This window comes from Nitrosospira multiformis, assembly GCF_003050865.1.
Lineage (GTDB): Bacteria > Pseudomonadota > Gammaproteobacteria > Burkholderiales > Nitrosomonadaceae > Nitrosospira > Nitrosospira multiformis_E.
Genome location: NZ_QAOK01000002.1, coordinates 1 through 20,347, shown reverse-complemented (window position 1 = coordinate 20,347; position 20,347 = coordinate 1). Strand labels below are relative to the sequence as shown.

Annotated in this window: 16 protein-coding genes and 2 pseudogenes; 10 read left to right on the top strand and 8 right to left on the bottom strand. The window is 52.5% G+C overall.

What is annotated here, in order from left to right:
• Positions 1-117: 117 nt before the first annotated feature.
• From C8R21_RS01340 to C8R21_RS01330, 3 genes are read left to right on the top strand one after another with little or no spacing between them, the layout of a single operon-like run.
• Positions 118-1,896, top strand: coding sequence for a type I secretion system permease/ATPase (locus C8R21_RS01340; RefSeq protein ID WP_258192190.1), 1,779 nt, complete (start codon positions 118-120; stop codon positions 1,894-1,896).
• Positions 1,897-1,923: 27 nt separating this feature from the next.
• Entirely contained in the window at positions 1,924-3,276 is a 1,353-nt protein-coding gene (locus tag C8R21_RS01335; protein ID WP_219906588.1) for an HlyD family type I secretion periplasmic adaptor subunit, read from the top strand.
• Position 3,277: 1 nt separating this feature from the next.
• Positions 3,278-4,696, top strand: a complete 1,419-nt coding sequence (locus tag C8R21_RS01330) for a TolC family outer membrane protein (protein ID WP_107761094.1) — start codon at positions 3,278-3,280, stop codon at positions 4,694-4,696.
• A gap of 96 nt (positions 4,697-4,792) precedes the next feature.
• Here the strand turns inward: C8R21_RS01330 and C8R21_RS01325 are convergent, their stop codons facing one another.
• Positions 4,793-5,617 (bottom strand): Crp/Fnr family transcriptional regulator, encoded by an 825-nt coding sequence (locus tag C8R21_RS01325; RefSeq protein WP_258192189.1) that lies wholly within the window; start codon positions 5,615-5,617, stop codon positions 4,793-4,795.
• 386 nt (positions 5,618-6,003) lie between these two features.
• Here C8R21_RS01325 and C8R21_RS01320 point away from each other — a divergent pair, with 386 nt between their 5' ends.
• The 4 genes from C8R21_RS01320 (at position 6,004) to C8R21_RS01305 (ending at position 11,188) form a co-directional block, all read left to right on the top strand.
• Positions 6,004-7,359: a cache domain-containing protein gene (locus tag C8R21_RS01320; protein WP_107761093.1), complete on the top strand. Its 1,356-nt coding sequence runs from the start codon at positions 6,004-6,006 to the stop codon at positions 7,357-7,359.
• Positions 7,340-7,984 (top strand): response regulator transcription factor, encoded by a 645-nt coding sequence (locus tag C8R21_RS01315; RefSeq protein ID WP_107761092.1) that lies wholly within the window; start codon positions 7,340-7,342, stop codon positions 7,982-7,984. Before C8R21_RS01320 ends, C8R21_RS01315 begins: the two co-directional genes overlap by 20 nt.
• Before the next feature lie 100 nt (positions 7,985-8,084).
• Positions 8,085-9,440 (top strand): cache domain-containing protein, encoded by a 1,356-nt coding sequence (locus C8R21_RS01310; RefSeq protein ID WP_107761091.1) that lies wholly within the window; start codon positions 8,085-8,087, stop codon positions 9,438-9,440.
• Positions 9,441-9,688: 248 nt separating this feature from the next.
• Positions 9,689-11,188: a carboxypeptidase M32 gene (locus C8R21_RS01305; protein ID WP_107761090.1), complete on the top strand. Its 1,500-nt coding sequence runs from the start codon at positions 9,689-9,691 to the stop codon at positions 11,186-11,188.
• A 237-nt stretch (positions 11,189-11,425) separates the two neighbouring features.
• On the opposite strand, the gene C8R21_RS01300 is transcribed toward C8R21_RS01305, so the two are convergent.
• The 5 genes from C8R21_RS01300 to C8R21_RS01275 all read right to left on the bottom strand — a co-directional run bounded on the left by C8R21_RS01300 (position 11,426) and on the right by C8R21_RS01275 (position 16,233).
• Entirely contained in the window at positions 11,426-12,817 is a 1,392-nt protein-coding gene (locus C8R21_RS01300) for an SLC13 family permease (RefSeq protein WP_107761089.1), read from the bottom strand.
• Between the two features lie 111 nt (positions 12,818-12,928).
• Positions 12,929-13,891, bottom strand: coding sequence for a hypothetical protein (locus tag C8R21_RS01295; protein ID WP_146162427.1), 963 nt, complete (start codon positions 13,889-13,891; stop codon positions 12,929-12,931).
• A 33-nt stretch (positions 13,892-13,924) separates the two neighbouring features.
• A complete protein-coding gene (locus C8R21_RS01290) occupies positions 13,925-14,683 on the bottom strand; it encodes a hypothetical protein (protein WP_258192188.1) in 759 nt (252 codons plus the stop codon).
• A gap of 62 nt (positions 14,684-14,745) precedes the next feature.
• Entirely contained in the window at positions 14,746-15,144 is a 399-nt protein-coding gene (locus C8R21_RS01285) for a hypothetical protein (RefSeq protein WP_107761087.1), read from the bottom strand.
• 732 nt (positions 15,145-15,876) lie between these two features.
• Positions 15,877-16,233: a hypothetical protein gene (locus C8R21_RS01275; protein ID WP_107761085.1), complete on the bottom strand. Its 357-nt coding sequence runs from the start codon at positions 16,231-16,233 to the stop codon at positions 15,877-15,879.
• 1,213 nt (positions 16,234-17,446) lie between these two features.
• On the opposite strand from C8R21_RS01275, the pseudogene C8R21_RS01265 reads away from it, so the two are divergent.
• A pseudogene (locus tag C8R21_RS01265) lies at positions 17,447-17,687 on the top strand (transposase); the annotation flags it as partial.
• A gap of 206 nt (positions 17,688-17,893) precedes the next feature.
• On the top strand, positions 17,894-18,577 hold the full coding sequence (locus C8R21_RS01260) for a zinc metallopeptidase (RefSeq protein ID WP_107761083.1): 684 nt from the start codon (positions 17,894-17,896) through the stop codon (positions 18,575-18,577).
• Positions 18,578-18,848: 271 nt separating this feature from the next.
• On the opposite strand, the gene C8R21_RS01255 is transcribed toward C8R21_RS01260, so the two are convergent.
• Positions 18,849-19,358 (bottom strand): pyridoxamine 5'-phosphate oxidase family protein, encoded by a 510-nt coding sequence (locus C8R21_RS01255; protein WP_107761082.1) that lies wholly within the window; start codon positions 19,356-19,358, stop codon positions 18,849-18,851.
• 381 nt (positions 19,359-19,739) lie between these two features.
• Here C8R21_RS01255 and C8R21_RS15595 point away from each other — a divergent pair, with 381 nt between their 5' ends.
• A complete protein-coding gene (locus C8R21_RS15595; RefSeq protein WP_146162426.1) occupies positions 19,740-20,030 on the top strand; it encodes a hypothetical protein in 291 nt (96 codons plus the stop codon).
• 39 nt (positions 20,031-20,069) lie between these two features.
• On the opposite strand, the pseudogene C8R21_RS16615 reads toward C8R21_RS15595, so the two are convergent.
• A pseudogene (locus C8R21_RS16615) lies at positions 20,070-20,252 on the bottom strand (GmrSD restriction endonuclease domain-containing protein); the annotation flags it as partial.
• Between the last annotated feature and the right edge of the window lie 95 nt (positions 20,253-20,347).

Sequence of the window (20,347 nt, the reverse complement as noted above, 5' to 3'; positions counted from 1 at the left end):
TAGATTTTGGAGAGGAAGCCGGTTCCTCTTCCCCAGACCGTAATCATTCAGGTCCCGCAAAGGGTTCGTTCCCACTCATACAGTTGCGCCTGACCTGGCTCTGAGGTGGCTTACAAATTGAAATTTCCCAAAACAGAAATTGCACAGGTCCTTCTAAGCTTCAAGGGGGCATTCAGAACGATAGGGATCTTCAGCGCCATTATCAACTTGTTGATGCTGGTTCCATCCCTGTACATGCTGCAAGTGTATGACAGAGTTCTGGCAAGCCGGAACGAAACGACTTTGCTGATGCTGACTCTGATGACGCTCGGAGCCTTTCTGTTCATGGGCGCTCTGGAGCTTGTACGAAGCTTTGTTCTGATCCGGATCGGAGCACAGCTTGATATGAAGATGAACAAACGCATTTATACGGCTGCGTTTGAACAAAATCTGAAGCGCGCAGGGGGTAACGCGGGGCAGGCGCTGCAGGATTTCACCACCCTCCGTCAGTTTTTAACAGGTCAAGGCCTGTTTGCTTTTTTTGATGTTCCATGGTTCCCGATATATCTCGCTGTCATTTTCCTGTTTAGTCCGCTGCTAGGCTTGTTTGCCTTGACTGGAGCTGCGGTGCTCATTGCTTTGGCCTTTGCCAACCAGGTCTTGTCCAAAAAACCACTCGAGGAAGCAAATGCGGTAGCGATTACATCAGGCAATCTCGCAACCAACAATTTGCGAAATGCGGAAGTCATTGCCGCAATGGGTATGCTGCCCGACCTGATGGCACGCTGGTTAAGATTCAATGACAGGGTCCTGCGACTGCAAGCGGAAGCCAGCCAAAAGGCGGGAAAGATCAACTCGATTACAAAGTTCGTCCGGGTTTCGATGCAGTCGCTGATATTGGGCCTGGGCGCCCTGCTTGTCCTGGAAGGGAAAATTACGCCCGGAATGATGATTGTCGCCATGATCCTGCTAGGCAGGGCATTGAGCCCGGTGGAGCAGCTGATAAGTGTGTGGAGAAGCTGGAGTAGCACGCGAAGTGCTTACCAGCGTCTGAACGAACTTTTGGTAGCGAATCCCGTGCGTGAAACAGGAATGTTGCTCCCAAAACCGCTTGGGAAAGTGTCGGTGGAAGCGGTGACCGCCGCTCCCCCGGGTTCTACAGTCAGCGTTCTTAAAAACTTGAGTCTTACGATTGCGCCCGGTGATGTGTTGGGAGTCATCGGCCCCAGCGGTTCGGGAAAATCGACACTAGCGCGTTTGCTGGTGGGGGTCTGGCCAGTGGCAATGGGTAAAGTACGTCTGGATGGGGCAGATGTCTATTACTGGAACAAGGATGAGCTTGGCCCGCATATCGGTTACCTGCCGCAGGATATCGAGCTGTTTGCGGGAACGGTTGCAGAGAATATCGCCCGTTTTGGAGAGGTCGATTCAGAAAACGTGGTAATGACAGCGAAGCGCGCGGGAATTCATGAAATGGTCTTGCGCCTCCCCCAAGGTTACGACACCCCCCTTGGAGACGGCGGAGCAGGATTATCGGGTGGTCAAAAGCAGCGCCTCGGCCTGGCACGGGCAATGTACGGTGACCCCTCCCTGATTATGCTGGATGAACCCAACTCGAACCTTGACGAAGCGGGTGAGCAGGCATTGATCGCGGCAATCGATGATCTGCGCAAGCAGGGTAAAACCATTGTAATAATCAGCCACAAGAACAGGATACTGGCTGCCACAACCAAGCTGTTGCTGTTAGCGGACGGAAAAGCGCAATTGTTTGGCCCGACTGCTCAAGTCCTCGACAGGTTGAGAAAACCTCATTCGCAGCAGGTGCAGCAGGTGCAGCAGGTGCAGCAGGTGCAGCAAGATAAAAATTGGCCGGGAGTAAAAAGGGAATGTCTATCAGAGAACTCAAAGCCTGCCTGAAGAGCATGAGATCGTAGGAGGGATGAAATGCAGATGAAATTGCAGAGCAGCGGCAGTAGCTATGGCGGTCCCCAGGAATCGCCCCTTCCAGGAATAGACAGCGATGCTGTCCGGTACATCCGCCTCGGCTGGGGAATCGTCATCGCGGGGATCGGAGGTTTTTTATTGTGGAGTTCATTGGCTCCGCTCGATAAAGGGGTGCCGCTTAGCGGGACTGTTACGGTAGCGACCAACAGGAAAGCAATTCAGCATCAAGCGGGGGGAACGATTGAAGACATCCTCGTGAGAGAAGGAGATGTGGTTGAAGCGGAGACCGTACTGGTTCGCATGAATAGCGTGCAGGTTAAAGCTAACGCCGAGACGATGCGGGTCCAATACTTTGCTGCGCGTGCAGCAGAAGCTCGCTTGATTGCTGAGCGTGATGGGAAAAAGGCCATTGTTTTTCCCATGGAGCTGGGAAAGATGAAAAACGATCCGGTTGTTGCCAACTATATCGCCATGCAGCAGCATCTGTTCAGCTCCCGGCTATTGGGAATACAGAGCGAGTTGTCCGCAATGGATGAGAGTATTACCGGCCTGAAGTTGCAAACCAGCGGTCTGGAGGAATCACGGGATAATAAAAAACAGCAACTGGAATTTTTACAGGAGCAGTTGGGTGGGATGCGTGATCTGGCCTCCGAAGGTTACGTGGCGCGCAATCGATTGCTGGAACTGGAGCGGATGTATGTCCAGATCAGGGGAGCGATTTCTGAAGACATTGGCAACATAGGTCGTGGACAGCGGCAAATTGCCGAATTGAAGTTGCGCCGGATCCAGCGTCAGCAGGAATACCAGAAGGAAGTGCGCTCCCAGTTGTCGGATGTGCAAAAAGAAGCGGAGGCGCTTGCTCACAAGCTAAGCGGTCTGGATCATGACCTCGCAAACGTGCTGGTCAAAGCGCCTGTGGATGGCACGGTAGTCGGCTTGAACGTCTTCACCCGGGGCGGTGTAATCGCCCCGGGTTTTAAGATGATGGACATTGTACCCCGAGATGATCCATTGATGGTTGAAGGTCGCCTGCCAGTGCATCTGATCGATAAAGTTCATCCCGATCTTCCCGTGGAACTTATATTTACCGCATTCAATCGCAATCTAACGCCTCATATACCAGGAATAGTGACTCAGGTGTCTGCGGATCGCTTTGTTGACGAAAACACGGGAGAGGCCTACTACAAACTGCATGCCAGGGTGGCGCCTGAAGGGATAAAAATGATCGCCGACTTGCAGATCAGGCCGGGAATGCCAGTTGATCTGTTCGTGAAGACGGGTGAGCGTACGATGATGAACTACATCCTGAAGCCGATACTGGACCATTTAAAAATGGCCATGACGGAGGATTAGAATGCCTGTTCGAGCCCACCGTCTGATTATTCCAGTCCTTGGCCTGCTAGCGCTGTTTCCACCGAAGCAGGCATTGGCAGCAGGGTTGGTCCAGGTTTACGAAACAGCTTTGGCGAACGACTCCGCTTATCAGGCGGCGATTCACGAAAACAGGGCGGGCCAGGAATTCGCGGCGATTGGACGGTCCGCCTTGCTCCCCTCCCTCTCCGCAAGTTTTGCGATAAACCAGAACCAACAGGATTTCACCCGCCAGGCCATCAGCCTCCAACGAAGCTATGAAAGTCAAACAGCTATGGTTCAGCTAAGACAGCCTCTTATCAACCTGGGAGCGTTCGCCGGCTATAAACAGGGGGTTTCAAAAACGAACCAGAGCAACGCCGAATTCTCCAACCAGGGTCAGGAGCTTATCCTGCGCCTTGTAGGCGCCTATATTAATGTGAAGTATGCCGAAGATCAGTTGGCGCTAGTCACTGCACAACGGACAGCCCTGGAGGAGCAGCGCCGGGCAAACGAACGCATGCTGGAAAAAGGTGAAGGTACAAAAACTGATGCCCTGGAAACACAGGCAAGACATGATCTCGCTGAAGCCCAGGTACTCGAAGCGCAGGACAGTCTCGCAAACGCGCGCGATGTGCTGGCCTCCATCATGGGTGAGGAAGTCACGGAACTTGATCCACTATCGGATGATTTTCAGGTCAAACCGCTGCAGCCGGGACGATTTGACGACTGGAAGGAAATTGCCCTGGAAAATAATCCCGAGATTGCCACCCGGCGGCACGCGGTAGACGTGGCCCGGGAGGAGATTAACAAGCAGCAGGCAGGCCACTTCCCGCGGGTGGAAGCTGTGGCAGCGGTCACGCGCAACAAATCCGATAACCCTCTCCTGGTTGGCATCGATGCGCTTACGCAAAGCATAGGCGTGCAAGTAAGCTTGCCTTTGTATTCCGGTGGCAACGTCAGTGCCATGACGAACCAGGCAAAATCCAGCTACGAAAAAGCGAAAGCCGATCTGGAGACAAAAACGAATCAAATAACCGTGGAATTGCGTAAACAGTTCAATCTTGCTTTGACGAGCACTTCTCGTATTGCCGCCCTGGTAAAATCTGTCGATTCAGCAAGCTTTCTGGTGGAAGCCACCATGAAAAGCATCAAGGGCGGGGTGCGAACCAATCTCGATTTCCTTAATGCCCAACAGCGGTTATTTGAAGCAAAACGGGATCTGGCTGAGGCGCGTTATGGCTATCTGCTTGCCTATCTTCGGTTACGGAAGGCCGCAGGAATAGTCGGGATCAGCGATTTGCACGATATCGGGACCTATTTCACCTCCAGCGATACCTCCCCGGTATCAATAGATGTGGCGTTAACCACGCGAAACAAAATGGAAAGGGCTGATGGCTCGATTACGTATACTTCCAGGTAAAGGGAGGTGGAAGGCAGGAGGTGGAAGGCAGGAGGTGGAAGGCAGGAGGCGGGAGGCGGGAGGCGATCTAGCTAGCGGAAAGAACGGCGTATCGCTTCAATCATTACCATTTACCATTTGTCCAAGGCCGGCCATATCAAGAATGTGCAGATCACGTCCTGTCCGGGCTATCATCTTTTTTCTGGCTAATGCATTCAATTCGCGAGTTACGGTCTCACGATGGGTGTTGAGACGGCTGGCTATCTCCGCGTGAGTTGGTACCGGGGAGATTAGGCCCCGATTTGGTGCTGCTGAATGCGTTTTCGCAAGGCGCAGAAGCTCCGCACGAATACGGTTCGGAACTTTCAGTGCGCTAAGTCCATAAACCCGGTCTATAAGATGCCTTACCTGGCTTGTCAATCGCTTTAGAACAGCTAAATATATTTCCTTGTTGGAATAAATGAGATCCAGAAAAGATTGTGTCGGCAGGGAGGCCACCACTGAATCTTTTTTAGCAGTCACAGTTGCCGAGCGGGCATGACCGTCAATTGCCGCCAGCTCTCCAAATATGTCTCCGCTCGATAAGTCGCACAAAATAACCTCATGACCTTCCCGGGAATTATAGGTAACCCGTATCATGCCTTCCACAATAAAAAAAGTACTATTCGTGTCATCCTGATGCCTATCAATGACTTTCCCTGCGGAATATCTGTGCAAGCGGCAACAGCCAGCCACTGCTTCCAACTCCGCAACTGACAGATTTTGAAGTTCTTTGATACCTGCAAGTGACGCGCCGCCTCGTTCAGCTGATGTATTTACCGCGGCCATTCCCAACTCTTGCTTTTTTGAATCCTTGAGTACGCTACCGCCGTGGCCGGCCTGGCAACTGCCTGATGTTGCCAGCTCTTCGATTGACGCAGTCCTTGATGGATTTTCAAACATTGTATGAGCGTAACAGTGAGATACAGATTCAGTTCTTCGGTAGGGATCGGAGGATGCTTCCCTCTAGTAGCTGAGCCATAGAGTTCTCCTTTAGAATTGAGAGTTGTCTCATCCGATTTGAGTCGTCAGTTTCGACAAATGCATCCATGGCTCAGATTGAGGTATTAGGTTGCGCCTGAACGAATGCCCGGGAAAGAGCAGAAATACGTACGCCAGCTACGCAGAATTATGTATCGCTTGGCGACATCCAGCTGGTGCCGCCAATGAGAGGGAAACCGGTTTTCCGGCAATACAGATAACGAAAAATAAGGAAAAACGTAAATGTATGTAGCTCATCTACGCAGGGCTATGGATGCGCATGCGCCGGGCTCACGCATAATGGAACCATGAAACTCCGGCGAAAACTCATTCTGCTGGCCCTGGCGCCGCTCCTGCTGGTGCTCTCCACAGTCGCCATCATGGTCAATCACCAGTCGGCCGGACTGGCCAGGGAGCAGCGTGATGTGATCGAACCCGCGTATCTCGCCAGCAAACAGGACGAGCTCAGGAGCTACCTCACGCTGGCGCGGCATGCCGTGGCACCGCTGCATGATTCAGGCCGCGCGGATGAAGCGGCTTTGTCGGAGGCAAAGGCGATCCTGCACCGGCTGGATTATGGAGAGAACGGCTATTTCTTCGTCTACAGCCTGCACGGGACACTGCTCGTGCATTCGCGCAAGCCGGAACTGATCGGAGTTAACCGCTGGGATTACCGCGACATCAATGGCTACCCGACCGTTGAGATGCTCATCAGGAAGGCGCGCGAAGGGGGCGGATTTGTCCAGTACGCGACGGAAAAACCTTCCACCGGCAAGCCCGCCACCAAGCTCACCTATGCCGTTCTTCTGCCCAACTGGGAGTGGGTGCTGGGAACGGGCATCTACCTGGACGATGTCCACGGCGTGCTGGCGAAGGTGGACGAACAGGTGGCTATTAACAACTACGATACCCTGCTGTGGATCGGCGTGACTGCGTCGCTGGGCATGACCATCATCATCGTCTGCGGCCTGATGCTCAACATCCGGGGCCGGCGCGAGGCGCAGGAAAAGGAGCGCGCCTGGTTATCGAGCGAACTGCATGAAGGCATCTGCCAGCGGCTCGCGGCCGCCCGCTTCCAGGCGAGCGCCGGCCTCATCCAGCTGGCGGGCATACCGCCGGCCTATGCTCCGGCACAATCCACGTTCCAGGATCTGGATAAGGATCTGAAGGATGTCCTGCGGGAGATGCGGGAAATCTCCCATGGCCTGCACCCCATGATCCTCAAGGACCTCGGGCTGCCGGCAGCGTTGCAGCGGCTCGCGCAGGACATGGAAAATGACAGCATCGCCATCCGCTTCCGTAGGCACGGCCCGGCCGAAGAGCTTCACGCGGACACGAGCCTTGTCTTCTATCGTCTCGCCCAGGAATGCCTGAAGAACATCAGGCAGCATTCCCTCGCCAGCAGGGCATTGCTGCGCCTGACAGGGAACAGGTGCGCCATGCGGCTCACCGTATGGGACAATGGCACAGGCTTCGATCCGGACCACCTGGAGGGCGGACGCACCCCAGGTGCCGGCCTGCGCAACATGAAAGCCCGCGTGGAAGAAGCAGGCGGGCGGCTCACCATTACGTCAAGACCGGGTGGCACGAAAGTCACTGCCACCATTCCCCGACCTTTTTTACAACAACTGATACCTGGAAACCATGCCCAACCTCCCCGTTAAAATACTGATCGTGGACGATCACCCCTTAGTCCGTCACGGCATCCGTTCGCTGCTCGAAACCCAGGTCTCCTTCAGGGTCATGGCGGAAGCCGGGAATGCAAAGGAAGCAGCGGGTCTTCTGGAGAAAACGGCCATAGACCTCGTGCTGCTGGATATCAACATGCCGGGCACGGACGGCATCGAACTGGCCTCCCGGCTGCGGGCCCGTTATCCGTGGCTCTTCATAATCATGCTCACGATACATGATGGGGACGCGTACATCCGCCGGGCAATGGCGGCAGGAGCCAATGGTTACGTGATAAAGGATGCTGAACCGCAGTATATCTTTAACGCAATTCATAAGGTCGCTAACAAGATAACCGTTATTCCTGATGACTTTCGGCCTGAAACGTTGCTTACCTCGGTGGAACGGCGGGTGCTGTGGCTCACCGGTCATCGCGAATACGATACCGCCAGGATCGCGGCCAGCATGGGTATCGTCGAGGCCACCGTGAATACCCACAGGCACAATATCTGGCAAAAGTTGAAGTCGGTCCTCCCGAAAGAGCAGACGAGCAATCCCAATCTGCTTGTCATCTTGGGGGTGGAATACCGGCAGCGCTGCCCTGAGTATCCGTCGGAATGATTTGCCTCATCACAGGCAGCAGAGACAGCCGTGGCGTTTCAGCCCATTCTCATCCTTCCCTGCTCCCCTGCCTGAACCTTCGCCTATCGGCCGAGCGGTCGTGAAGCTACGAAAAAAAATCATCCTGCTGGCCCTTGCGCCACTGGTTCTGGCGCTCGTGGCACTGGCCATTGCCGTCAACACCCAGTCGATCGAACTGGCGAAGGAGCAGCGCGAAGTCATCGAACCGGCGTATCTCGCCAGCAAGGAAGCCGAACTCAAAAACTACCTGCTGCTGGCGCAGTATGCCATCGCCCCTCTTTATGACTCGGGCCGCATGGACGACGCAACGAAAGCGGAAGCCAAAGCCATTCTCGCCCGCATGAATTACGGGGACGATGGCTATTTTTTCTTGTACGACCTGCAAGGGAACCTGCTCGTGCATCCGCACACCCCCGAGCGGGTTGGCACGAACCGGCTCGACTATCGCGACAAGAACGGATTTCCTCATGTCCGGCACCTCATCGCGCGTGGGCACGAGGGTGGCGGCTTCGTCAGATATGTCATCGAAAAGCCCTCCACGGGAAAGTCCGCTCTCAAGCTCACCTATGTCACGCCACTGCCAAAGTGGGGATGGTTTCTCTGTACCGGCATCTATCTCGAAGATGTGGAATACGTGCTCGAAAAGGTGGACACGCAGGTGATCGGCAACAACCTCGCCACCATGCGCTGGATAGGGAGCATCGCCTTTCTGGGAATGGCGGCGATCATTTTTTTTGGCCTGATGCTCAATATCCGGGGGCGGCGCGAGGCGGAGGAAACGGAACGCGCACGGCTGTCGAGCGAACTGCACGACGGCATCTGCCAGCGGCTCGCAGCTGCAAGGATGCAGGCGAGCGTCGGCCTCATCCATCTGGCTGGCGTGCCGCCGGCCTATGTTCCGGCACAAGCTGTGTTCCGGAATCTGGAGAAGGATCTGAAGGATGTCCTGCGGGAAACGCGGGAAATCTCGCATGGCCTCCACCCGATAGTTCTCAGGGATCTTGGGTTGGCGGCGGCGCTGCGTCAGCTTGCGCAGGACATGGAAAATGACGCTACCCTTGTCCGTTTCCGCAGCCGCGGCACGGTCGAAGGGCTTCCCGACGCCACCACCCTTGCCTTCTATCGTCTCGCCCAGGAATGCCTGAAGAACATCAGGCAGCATTCCCAAGCCAGCAGGGCAGTGCTGCGCCTGGCAGGGAACAGGCGAGCCGTGCGCCTCACCGCATGGGACAACGGCATCGGCTTCGATGCACGCGACCCCGAATGCAAGCGGATGCGCGGCCTCGGCCTGTATAACATGAAAGCCCGCGTGGAAGAAGCGGGCGGGCAGTTGACCATTACGTCAAGACCGGGCAGCACGAAGGTGACTGCCACCATCCCTCGACCTTTTTTGCAACGCTTCCTCCCCATGCGGGACCTGCGATCTTCCGATTAGGATACTGGTTGCGAATGGTCACTCGATGACCGTCACAACGTAGTTCGGTCAGTCAGGATACGGATCAGCACCATGCCTTGTTCCGCAAAGAAAGGTAAGACTTTGTAGAAATTCAAGATAACGGCAGGTGAACGCCACGTTACCCGATTGCGCCTTTAACCATTTCCATGTAATTTCATCTTTCATTCCCATGAAAAAAAGCTTTTATTTTTCGGGGGCGCTTCTCACTTAGAAAGGACAATGCTGCCATGTATCCAGCCCTCCAGTCGTTGAAGGCCCGGTTTGCAGAAATCGATGACCTGAGGCGGGCCGTTTCCGTGCTCCATTGGGATATGTCCACCCACATGCCTCAGGACGGAACAACCTCCCGGGGCCGTATGATAGCCACGGTCGAAAAGGCCGCTCACGAAAAACTCATCGACCCCGATCTGGCCACGCTTCTGGAGGAAACAGCGGCATTGCCCGATGCAATGCTGTCTGCAGACGATCGGGCGTTCCTGCGGCTGGCCCGCCGGCAGTTTGTCCGTGCGTCGAAAATCCCTTCCGGTTTCAAGGCCGAATTTTTTCAGCACATGGCCGAAACTTACGAAGCCTGGGTCCATGCACGGAAATTGAACGACTTCAACGTCGTCGCGCCCTTTCTGGAAAAGACGGTCGCATACTCACGCGCCCTCTCGGATTTCTTCAACACCGGAGAAACCGCATGGGCGCATCCGATGGACCCACACATCGAAGACGCTGACCCTGGCATGACCACGACAGCTATCAAGACGCTTTTTGCTGACCTTCGGCGTGATCTCGTACCATTGGTCCGGGAAGTGTCGTCTCGCAGCAGGCCACGAACCGATTTTTTGTCACGGGCCTATCCCAAGTCCCGGCAATTGGAGTTTTTGAACTGGCTTGCCAGGAATATCGGTTATGACTTCAATCGGGGGCGGCAGGACCTCACCCACCACCCGTTCATGACAAAGCTTGGCGCCGGGGATGTGCGCATTACCACCCGGATCAGCGAGGCAAATGTTTGTGATGGCATTTTCAGCACCATTCACGAATGTGGTCACGCCTTTTACGAGCTGGGGCTTTCGCCAAGCCTGGATGGCACTATTCTCGGTCACGGCACTTCCGCCGGCATTCACGAGAGCCAAAGCCGGCTGTGGGAAAACCAGGTGGGCCGGTCCCGGGAATTCTGGACATATTTTTATCCCCACCTGCAGACTCGTTTTTCAGAGGCTCTTGGGGATGTTTCGCTGGAAGAATTCTATTGCGGCATTAATCGCGTGGAACCGTCGTTGATTCGCACCGAGGCCGATGAGGTGACCTACAACCTTCACGTCATGATCCGCTTCGACATCGAATCGCAGCTTCTGGATGGCTCGCTCCAAGTGAAGGATCTGCCTGCGGCCTGGAACGACCGGTATGAGGCTGACCTTGGCGTACGCCCCTCGTCCGATGCTCAGGGCTGTCTTCAGGATGTCCATTGGTATTACGGGAGCGTTGGCGGAATGTTCCAAGGCTATACGATTGGAAATCTCTTTAGCGCACAGTGCTTCGAGGCTGCTCTTGAGGCCCATCCTGAAATTCCGGAGGCGATGATGCAGGGAAATTTCAGCACCCTTCATTCATGGCTGAAGGAAAACATTTATCAGTACGGCTCAAGTCTTTTCCCGCAAGAACTGATCCGCCGTATGACCGGTCACGACTTATCGTCGAAACCCTTCGTTGCGTACCTGACGCGGAAATACCTGTAGGGACTTCCACAGCGACAAGAGTGACTGGCGCACTGGCTTCAGGGTTTTCCGCTTCGACGGGCAAGGCGTCAAAAACACCAGGAAACTGACGATACTATAGTCCGTCCCCACTCTACATTGCACCATGCCATCACCAACTGGCTATGACTTGAACATACGGCGATCTGTGCAGGTTGATGAAGCAATCGCGCAAGCGCTGAACCCAGCGTTATAGCCCCTTGGGGCGGCATATTTGCGCTATGCAACCAGAAAATAGCAAACCAGAGTAATTATCACGGCACCTATCAAATTAAGAACCAACCCTTCCCTTGCCATGTAGGTGATAGGGATGCGGCCGGTGCCAAAAACGATGGCATTGGGCGGAGTTCCAACAGGCAGCATGAAGGCGCAACTTGCACTCATCGCTGCTGGCACCATCAAGAGGCTCGGGTCAACATCCGCTACAATAGCCGCTGGTGCGAGAAGCGGCATCAACAGGACTGTGGTTGCCGTATTGCTGGTAGTCTCAGTGAGAAAGGTTACCACCAGTGCAATGGCTGCGATAATGACCAGGGGGTGCAGGCCGGAAAGAACTGCCAGTTGCTGGGCAACGAACTTTGACAGGCCGGACTCGACAAAGGCTTGCGCTATGGTGATACCTGCCGCGAAGAGAATGAGAGTGCCCCATGGCACTTTCTCAGCGGACTCCCAGTCCAGCAGCCTGCTCCCACGTCCATTGGGAACCAGAAACATCACCACCACGGCAATCAAGGCAACCACGGCGTCGTTAGCCTCCGCAAAGCCGAGCCAGGTACTCCATCCGCCAAACGGCTCAGTACGGGTCAGCCAGGCGAGGATGGTAATGCCAAAAACGATCATTACGCGTCGCTCTTCCGGCCGCCACGGTCCCGGTGGAGGCATGACCAGTTCCCCTAGGTAGTTCAGGTTGCGTGTGAGCCAAAAGCCCGCAAGCGGCACCAGTAACAGCACGGTTGGCAGGCCCCAGCTCATCCACTCGGTGAAACTCACTGTATTGCCGGTGAATATCCGGTACTGCTGCATGAACACCAGATTAGGGGGCGTACCGATCGGCGTTCCAAGACCACCGATACTGCAGCCGTAGGCAATAGCCAGCAGCAGCGGTGCAGCAAGATTTTTATCCTGGCTCTCATCGATTACGGCGAGGGCAATGGGCAACATCATCACGGCTGTTGCGGTATTGGAAATCCACATGCTGACTAGGGCGCATGCGCACATGAAACCCAGCACGATTCGCCGGCTGCTGTGTCCTCCGATAACGTTGACGAGTGTCAGTGCGAGCCGCCGGTGCGAACCCGAACGCGCCATCGCTGCGGAAATCATGAAGCCGCCCAGCATCAGTAAAATCAGATCGCTGCCGTAAGCGGCGGCTATCTTCTCCTGCGGCATTACACCTACCAGGGGGAATACCGCCAGCGGGATAATCGACGTGGCAGGAATGGGGATGGGCTCAAAGATCCACCAGACGACGCAGAGAACAGAGATTGCCCCGGTCCAGCAGGCTTTGGCATCCCAACCATATGAACTCATTGCTAGAGCAAGGGCAGCAGCAAGCAGAGGACCTGCGAACAACGCCCAGTGGCGGGGAGAGGAATTTATCAGTGTTAGCATGCGCCTATCCGGCTTGAAATATCTTACCCGCTTACTTTCTCAAAGTAGTTTTCAGGCAGCATGAGGCTTACATTGGGCTTACATTGTTTTGCCTACAGCGCCCCGAACTGCTCAAGGAAGAAAGGTATTCCCCCTAAATTCCACAAGGTTCTGGCTGAGTTTATTGTTGCATTCGTTCCCGGTTGCGTCCTCCCTTGGTTCCGCCAACGGAACAGACATGAGCCAACCCCTCAAGGTCCTGATCACCGCGCGATTGCATCTCATATCAATTACCCCTGCCCGTTCCATCTTTTCTGATTTTCCCTGCCGATACCGTATCGTCTTTGGGCGGGCTGGATCATCCTTGCGGGAAGCATTGCCTATTTCCCTCCAGGCGATTTCTAAAGATCGTGCGAAGAGATCAGCGCTCTCCTCCTTCAGTCTTTCACCCCCGCCCCTCATCCAGAGACCAGCAGGGTCCGGTTCATTCCTTGGATCGGAAACAATCCTGATGAGATTTTTATAAAGAGGCTCTGAAGGTGCACCGGGAGCATAGATGGCAATATGGTTATTCAGAACTATGGCACTTTGGTCTTGAGTAAGGGTGAAGGATGGCGTTACTTCAACTACCCATTCAGCTACGGATGGCGAATTGAACTCCACCCATTTCTTGCTGCCACCCACCGATGTCTTATTCAATCCTCGCTGCACCAATTCCCTGTATGTGAAATTGCCGAGTGCGGTTTGGTATGGGAGGAGTACTTTGTCAGCTTCAGTCTGAAGTTCCTCATCTTTTCCATATTCCTTGATGTACTTCCCGGTGACAAACGCCAGAGAATAAAGAACATCGATGGAATGGATTCCTTCTGCCTCAATGTTGCTGTTGTCTTGAATGACCTCACCCTTGTAGACCACCTTGTCAGCTTCCGGCAGGCGGACAGACCAATTCTGTTCTGTGCCCAACCTTACAGGGACTGTTCTCTCCCCGGATGGGGCATCGCTGCCAGCCTCTGCTGGGGACATTACGATAATGAGTGTGATGGCTGCGACAGCTAATGCTGTTGGTATCATTTGTCGTGCCAGTGCAGGTCTCATGAATGAAAAGTCTCCTCGACTATAAGCATGTCATCAATTATTGAATGGCTTGAGAAAGGCATCCTTGCCCATTTCCAATACCTGGAAGTAGGCGTTGGTTAAACCCGGAAAATTCGGAGACTCGTCCCATGGACCCTCTGAGCCCTTCGCCAGCTCCACCGGCATGTACCATTCGTAAGCATTGTTGTTCAGGCTGACCATGGACCCCACTCCTTTCAATATTGCTTTAGGCTCGCTAGTGGGAAAATAGGTGGAATAAGGCCGAAGCATCCCCAAGTCCGTGATCTGGATAAGAACAACTTTGTCGATGCCGTATTTTTGCTTCAGTGGAGAAAAATCTTTCTCGGCGATGTCAGTGCCTTTGCCGCTGTAATCCGACAGCTTGCTGATATCCAGGTCTTCGGAGATCACGGTTACATTTGAACCCTTTTTGCGAAGCAGCTCAGCCAGGCTGTTCTTGAGTTTCGGTAGGTCCTCGTGCGGCAATGTCCGTGTGTGATCGATAAGCGAGGAATTCGCCAGGGTCGCGGCAGCGATACAGAGCAAACAGCTGGCTCCCGGCAACTGCATGTCCACTTTTGGCAGGGGCGTCATGGCGACACCAACCCGATGGGTTTTTGAAGCTAATGTGCTTTCAGAAAGAGAAACAGGCCGCTGAGGCGTAGCACAACCGGTGAGGATCAAAGCAGCTGCAATGAGAACGGAAATAATAAAATATTTATTTAGCATGATTTTCAATGTGGAACAATTAAAGGCCGAATTCAATTTTTTCGAGAAATGCCTCAGGAACATCACTTTTATATGAAAAAAATTTTCAAAGCTGAATGATGGGCAACTATTAAAGATTTCAGCTATTACTTTATTGTCGTTACCTGGTTGATCCGATTATTCCGGTCATACGAAACCTCGAATGCCATTTCATCGCCACTAAAGACAGCTTCGGCCGGAGTGCCCACCACCTCCCATAAGCCCAGGGTCATCACATCGGCAGCTCCATGGAAAAGCGCCCTGCCAGCTTTTACCCCAGTGCTGTACCCTTGGACGAACTTGAAAACTTCATATTTCCTGCCATTTCTTGTCTCGCTTGTTACAGGGGGGCCAAACTCTCCCAAAAGCATGGTCCGAGGGGTACCTAGCCGGAATAAATCAACATTCTTCTTGTCTGGCTGCTTGGCGGCCATGAAGACTGAACACCCAGAGCTAAAAACCAATGCCAGCACGCAAACAAAGGCTGCCCATTTTCTTGAGATCATTCCTTTTCCCCTTATTTTCAAGTTGATCTAGTTATTCTGTGAACCATGGCGCGGATTGAGGTATTACACGCTTGAACGAATGCCCGGAAAAGCGCAGGAATACGTACGCCAGCTACGCAAGATTACGTAGCGCTTGGCGGGTGCCCGCTGGTGCCGATGAGAGGAAAATCGCTTTTTCGGGGAAACAGATAACGCAGATAACGAAAAAAAGCAGGCGGATGGCGAGCAGGCAAGCGAAGGCGGAGAAGGCGCCTCCGGCGAGGGCAGCGGTTGTAGCTGTGGCGGGTGCGGGTGCGGCTGAGAAACGGGCTGTATTTTTTATCTAAACTTCGAAAGCGGAAATCGCGCCTGGCATGCTACCCGATTGAACACTCCTGATGGGCTTGAGCCATGTTGTCGCAAGCAGTGTTCATCAGGGAACCCGGGGCGGAGCGCAACGGGATTCCAGGCGGCAAAAAGCCCAACGAGAACGGTCAGGCTTCAGGTAAATGGTGGAGGCGGTGGAAATCTACAACCTCCACCGTTCAACGTTATTTCACTCTGATTTTACAGAGCTTTAAAATCCGATCAGCTTGGATTCCAGGTTCACTGGGATTCCCGGCTGGGAGCAGTATAAGATGATGAGAAGCGAGCCGAAGCAAACTCGTTCAATCCGTTTGATTCCCGCTTTGAGACTTCGGTTCGATTCCTGCAATATCACGCTTCATAACTGCCAACCAAACTTTAAGGCGTTTATGAATTCCTTAACTTATGAATAAACTTCTGAACAGCCTTGTTTTGCTGATCCTTTGTCCCGTGATCATTCCTAATGGATTCGAGGCACCAGAAGATTTTGTATTCAAATATCCCAGACCTTTCGGAATGCAAAGGAACAAAACTCTCCCCCAGGATTTGTCTTCCGTTATCAATAGTGACCTGGGGCCTATCCCTCTCCCGACTAACCAGTTGGCAACCGAATTCTTGAGTCTCCGCGTATCTGACGCCGCCTATCTCATAAACTCGCGTTACGGCTTCTTCCTGTTTGATTTCTTGCAGTTTGGTTTCTTGCGGTTGTGCCGGAACAAGTTCATGTTTCTGTTCTTTGGCCATATATCTCCTCCCTCTCCCTTAGATAAAAATACACTTTGTTCAAATAACTTATTACATCCCGCAGTATTGCGGGCTTTTCCACGCAGATACCAAGGAGTGCGACAACTCGCGAGGCATAAGGATAAAATTCACCAGGCTATTAAATTCGGCGAGCAAACAGTACGAACGTCATACCGGCGAAAGCCATCTCCAGTGATGTTCAAAGCACGCCATTATTGGTCGGGGCTGGATTCCAGGTCAAGCCCGGAATGACGAGATTCATGGTATTTTTTTGGACCAACTCGATAAATTAAATGATGATTCAAATCGAGGGAGGCAAATTCGATTGATCGGAAATTGAAGAAAAAATGCACTTACGGGCAGGGGCAAATGTAGAAGTTCAGCAAGGATCGAATGATAACAGTTGCATCCGATCGGTCGGTGATTGGATACTCTGAAATTAAAAAACCACCTCAAGGGTGGTCTTTTAATTGGTAGAGGCGGCGGGATCTACAGCCTTCCATTCAACGTGATTTCCCTTGGAGGGAGTGTGCCAGAGGGCACTCCCCAGCTATTCAATTCTGCTTTTTGAATCGAGCCGGATTCCTAAAAATTCACGCTTTATAACTGCCAGCCAAACTTTAAAACACTTTTGAATTCCTTAACTTAGGAATAAATTTCTGAATAGTTGTGTTTTGCTGATCTTTCGTCCCTGATCATCTCTAGCGGATTGGAGACACCAGAAGACTTTGTATTCAAATAACCCCGACCTTTTGGAGTGCAAAGGAACAAACTTCTCCCCCAGGATTTGCCTTCCGTTATCAATAGTGACCTGGGGTCTCTTTTTCTCCCGACTAACCAGCTGGCAACCGAATTCTTGAGTTTCCACATATCTGACACCATCTATCTCATAAACCCGCGTCATGGTTTCTCGCGGTTTGGTTTCTCGTGGTTGTACTGGAACAAGTTGGTGTTTTTGTTTGTTATCCGCCATATTTCCTCCCTCTCCCATAGATAAAATGCACTTTGTTCAAATGACTATTACGTCCTGTGATATCGCCTGTCCATGCAGATACCTAATGGGCGCGATGGCATAAGGATAAAGCTTCGCCACACTAAATTAAATGATGATTTATTCGGCAAAACTTTAACGCTTTTAGAAGCCCTGATGTGCTCCCGTTAAAACGCGCCATTTGGAATCTAGTAAAGTTCGTTTTTCGAGAGGAGAGCGGACGTGAAGAAGCGTTTTACGGATGAGCAAATTATTGGATGTCTGAAGCAGGCAGATGGAGGCTTCCGGTCAGCGAATTGTGCCGTCAACATGGCTTTTCCGATGCCTTCTTCTACACTTGGCGGCCAAGTTTGGCGGGATGCCGGTATCTGACGCAAAACGGTTGCGAGATCTTGAAGCAGAGAATGCTCAGCTCAAGAAGCTTAGCCGAGTCGATCAGCGAACAGATACTCAGAAATTAAAAACCAACTCAAGAGGTGGTTTTTAATTGAGCGCCTCAATTCAATTGAATAATCTCGTATAGCGCTTCTATTTAGGCTTTGTCTGGTTGGGATCAAGAAATTATTTTGAGCATTGTTGATCAAACGTACAGATATAGTGCTTCGAAGCTGAGTTATAGATAAGCGTCACTGGACAGTCGATTAAAGTAACTTTTTATTAAATTTCCGCATGCTCTATCTGATATTGATCTGTTTCATTGCTCTCCTGATCGTCGGGCCTTCCTATTGGGTCAAACATATAATGGAAAAATATAGCGAACCCGCGAATCGCTATTCATTTACCGGAGCGGAATTGGCGCGCGACCTGCTGAACAGCGCAAAGCTGCCACATGTAGGCGTGGAGGTAACCGAATCGGGCGATCATTATGACCCGTTGAAAAAAGCAGTCCGTCTCACACCGGATAAATTCAACGGCCGTTCACTGACAGCTATAACAGTTGCAGCGCACGAAGTTGGCCATGCCATCCAGGATCACGATAACTATCCACCCCTTGCCATGCGTACAAGACTGGTGCAATGGACTGCTGGTGTGGAGAAACTGGGTGCCGGTATCCTGATGTTGGCTCCTGTAATGATGGCGGTATTCCGCTCACCTGCGGCGGGGTTGCTTTTGCTTGTCGGTGGCATCTTGACACTGGGAAGCGCGGTGCTCGTGCACGCGGTAACCTTACCAATGGAGTTGAATGCCAGTTTCGACCGAGCCCTGCCCCTTTTGGAGCGAGAACACTACCTGATCAATGGGGATATGCCGCACGCCCGGCGCTTGCTTGGCGCTGCGGCATGGACTTATGTCGCAGCTTCCCTAATGACTCTCCTCAACATGGCCCGTTGGTTGGCGATCCTGCGCCGATGAGGGAATACGTTCCGGTGTTACCACGCTATACCGCCATATTCCCCCCGCAAGAAGTGCGAGTCTCGAGACAGACTAGGCGGATATACTAATATCGGGATGATAAACAGATTTGGCAAACCCCAGTCCAGCTCTTGGCGTACTTGGATTCTGCTGCCGTGCCAGCTATGAATTTCGCGTGCTATGGGGACAGCCGAAGAGTTGAAAAAGGAGCGAATGAATCCTGTAGCGTTTGGTTTCACAGGAGGCCATGAGTTTTCAACAGCTGCCCCAATTATTCCCCGTTTATATCCAGTTTGCGATGTTCCCCCAATGCATCGGTATCACCTGTCACCAGCGCTTTCACAAGTCCATATGCCCGCACAGTAGCACTGTCAGGCGCATCCCAATATTCGACTGCTAGGATGGTGACTTTGAGCAAAGCGAGATCCGGATCATCCAAGCCCTTTGGGAACCAGGGTTTAAGCCACGGAGACCATAAAGTCTGCATCTTCTCCTTGTCGTGCACCAGCTCCGCTGCCCCGGATATGGAAAGATAGTCGTACTTATCGGTACGAGCGTAGGAGAGATTGACTTGCTGGTCCGGTTGCGCTTCCTCAATTTTTGGGGATGACAGGGAAGTAAAAAACCAAAGATTGCCGTCGCTGTCCAGTTGCATCGTAGCCATGGGGCGGCTACGCAAGGTCCCATCTTTTTCCTTGGTCGTCAACATCGCGAATTTGGCATCGCCAACCATTTCCGCCACTTTAGCTAGGGCGGCATTATGTTGTTCATCGATTTCCACGGCTTACTCCTTTACATGAACCGGGATTGATATTCGGCGTTTCCAATGCTCCAGGTCGATAGAGCCTAGGGTACATTTTAATCCGTTCCTTTAGGCTAGACGCTTCAGCGCGCCTTAGCCAGCCTTGGTCTTTGCCGTTCGGGTTGTCGAGGTAAAATGCGAAAAAATCGTCTTTTGTTTCATGATAAAAAAGTCGCCGGCTTCGGTTCTGACTCGACTCCAGTTGCTGCCCCTATCCGGTCGAACAGTCCAAAAATTCCTCCTGCGTTTGAGCTTTGCTCAGTTTTTCCCGCCACTCCTCTCTTTCCCATTGTAAGTGATATTGTATTTTTTCTTCCCCCTCATCCACTCGAATAAGCTGCTCATGCGTTCAAGGTTTTTTTGACAGTCCTCACCGCTAATGGCAGTTTTTCACGGATAAAAGCTCCGATAGCTTCGGACAATAAGATTGATGATGAAGAACCTGCTGGAGAGGCAATTGCTGGCGTTAGTGCTTCTCCATTAAATACAGCCAAATGCGCTTTAATCGTGGACTTGCTGGACCGACTCTGGATAATTGAGCCGGAAGGAAGAGCGCCGGAATTATTGGCGCGGGAAATTAAGATGGACAGCTTGCAGGGTGAAGATCGGCTGAGTCCTCACCAATTGCAATGGCTATTCTTTTTAAATTAAGAATAAGATGCTGTAGAGCCGTAGCGGGAACATTTCCAGTTATAGTTTCTGGTGAGGCCACCTACTTAAAGCCCACGCTGCTAGTGTTTTTCCACGCTTTTGTAGCACGGCTGGCGTCCATCGATCTATCTCTTCTCCAAACTTTCTTGTGCTCTTAAAGGCAGAATCAGCCCGAAATACAGCCCGTTTTGCTTCGTAGTAATTATTACTAAGCTCGCTATTTGAACCGCCCCGGGTTTTGTAGAGGCTCCAACATCTGAGAGAATGGAGCTATGAAGAAACAGAACAAGTTTTCCCCCGAGGTACGTGAGCGCGCT

What these genes read in the sequence shown, in the direction of transcription:
- C8R21_RS01335 (WP_219906588.1), top strand. Translation starts at nt 1,924, where the DNA reads ATGCAGATGAAATTGCAGAGCAGCGGCAGTAGCTATGGCGGTCCCCAG.
- C8R21_RS01330 (WP_107761094.1), top strand. Translation starts at nt 3,278, where the DNA reads ATGCCTGTTCGAGCCCACCGTCTGATTATTCCAGTCCTTGGCCTGCTA.
- C8R21_RS01325 (WP_258192189.1), bottom strand. Translation starts at nt 5,617, where the DNA reads ATGTTTGAAAATCCATCAAGGACTGCGTCAATCGAAGAGCTGGCAACA.
- C8R21_RS01320 (WP_107761093.1), top strand. Translation starts at nt 6,004, where the DNA reads ATGAAACTCCGGCGAAAACTCATTCTGCTGGCCCTGGCGCCGCTCCTG.
- C8R21_RS01315 (WP_107761092.1), top strand. Translation starts at nt 7,340, where the DNA reads ATGCCCAACCTCCCCGTTAAAATACTGATCGTGGACGATCACCCCTTA.
- C8R21_RS01305 (WP_107761090.1), top strand. Translation starts at nt 9,689, where the DNA reads ATGTATCCAGCCCTCCAGTCGTTGAAGGCCCGGTTTGCAGAAATCGAT.
- C8R21_RS01300 (WP_107761089.1), bottom strand. Translation starts at nt 12,817, where the DNA reads ATGCTAACACTGATAAATTCCTCTCCCCGCCACTGGGCGTTGTTCGCA.
- C8R21_RS01295 (WP_146162427.1), bottom strand. Translation starts at nt 13,891, where the DNA reads ATGAGACCTGCACTGGCACGACAAATGATACCAACAGCATTAGCTGTC.
- C8R21_RS01290 (WP_258192188.1), bottom strand. Translation starts at nt 14,683, where the DNA reads ATGTTCCTGAGGCATTTCTCGAAAAAATTGAATTCGGCCTTTAATTGT.
- C8R21_RS01285 (WP_107761087.1), bottom strand. Translation starts at nt 15,144, where the DNA reads ATGATCTCAAGAAAATGGGCAGCCTTTGTTTGCGTGCTGGCATTGGTT.
- C8R21_RS01275 (WP_107761085.1), bottom strand. Translation starts at nt 16,233, where the DNA reads ATGGCCAAAGAACAGAAACATGAACTTGTTCCGGCACAACCGCAAGAA.
- C8R21_RS01260 (WP_107761083.1), top strand. Translation starts at nt 17,894, where the DNA reads ATGCTCTATCTGATATTGATCTGTTTCATTGCTCTCCTGATCGTCGGG.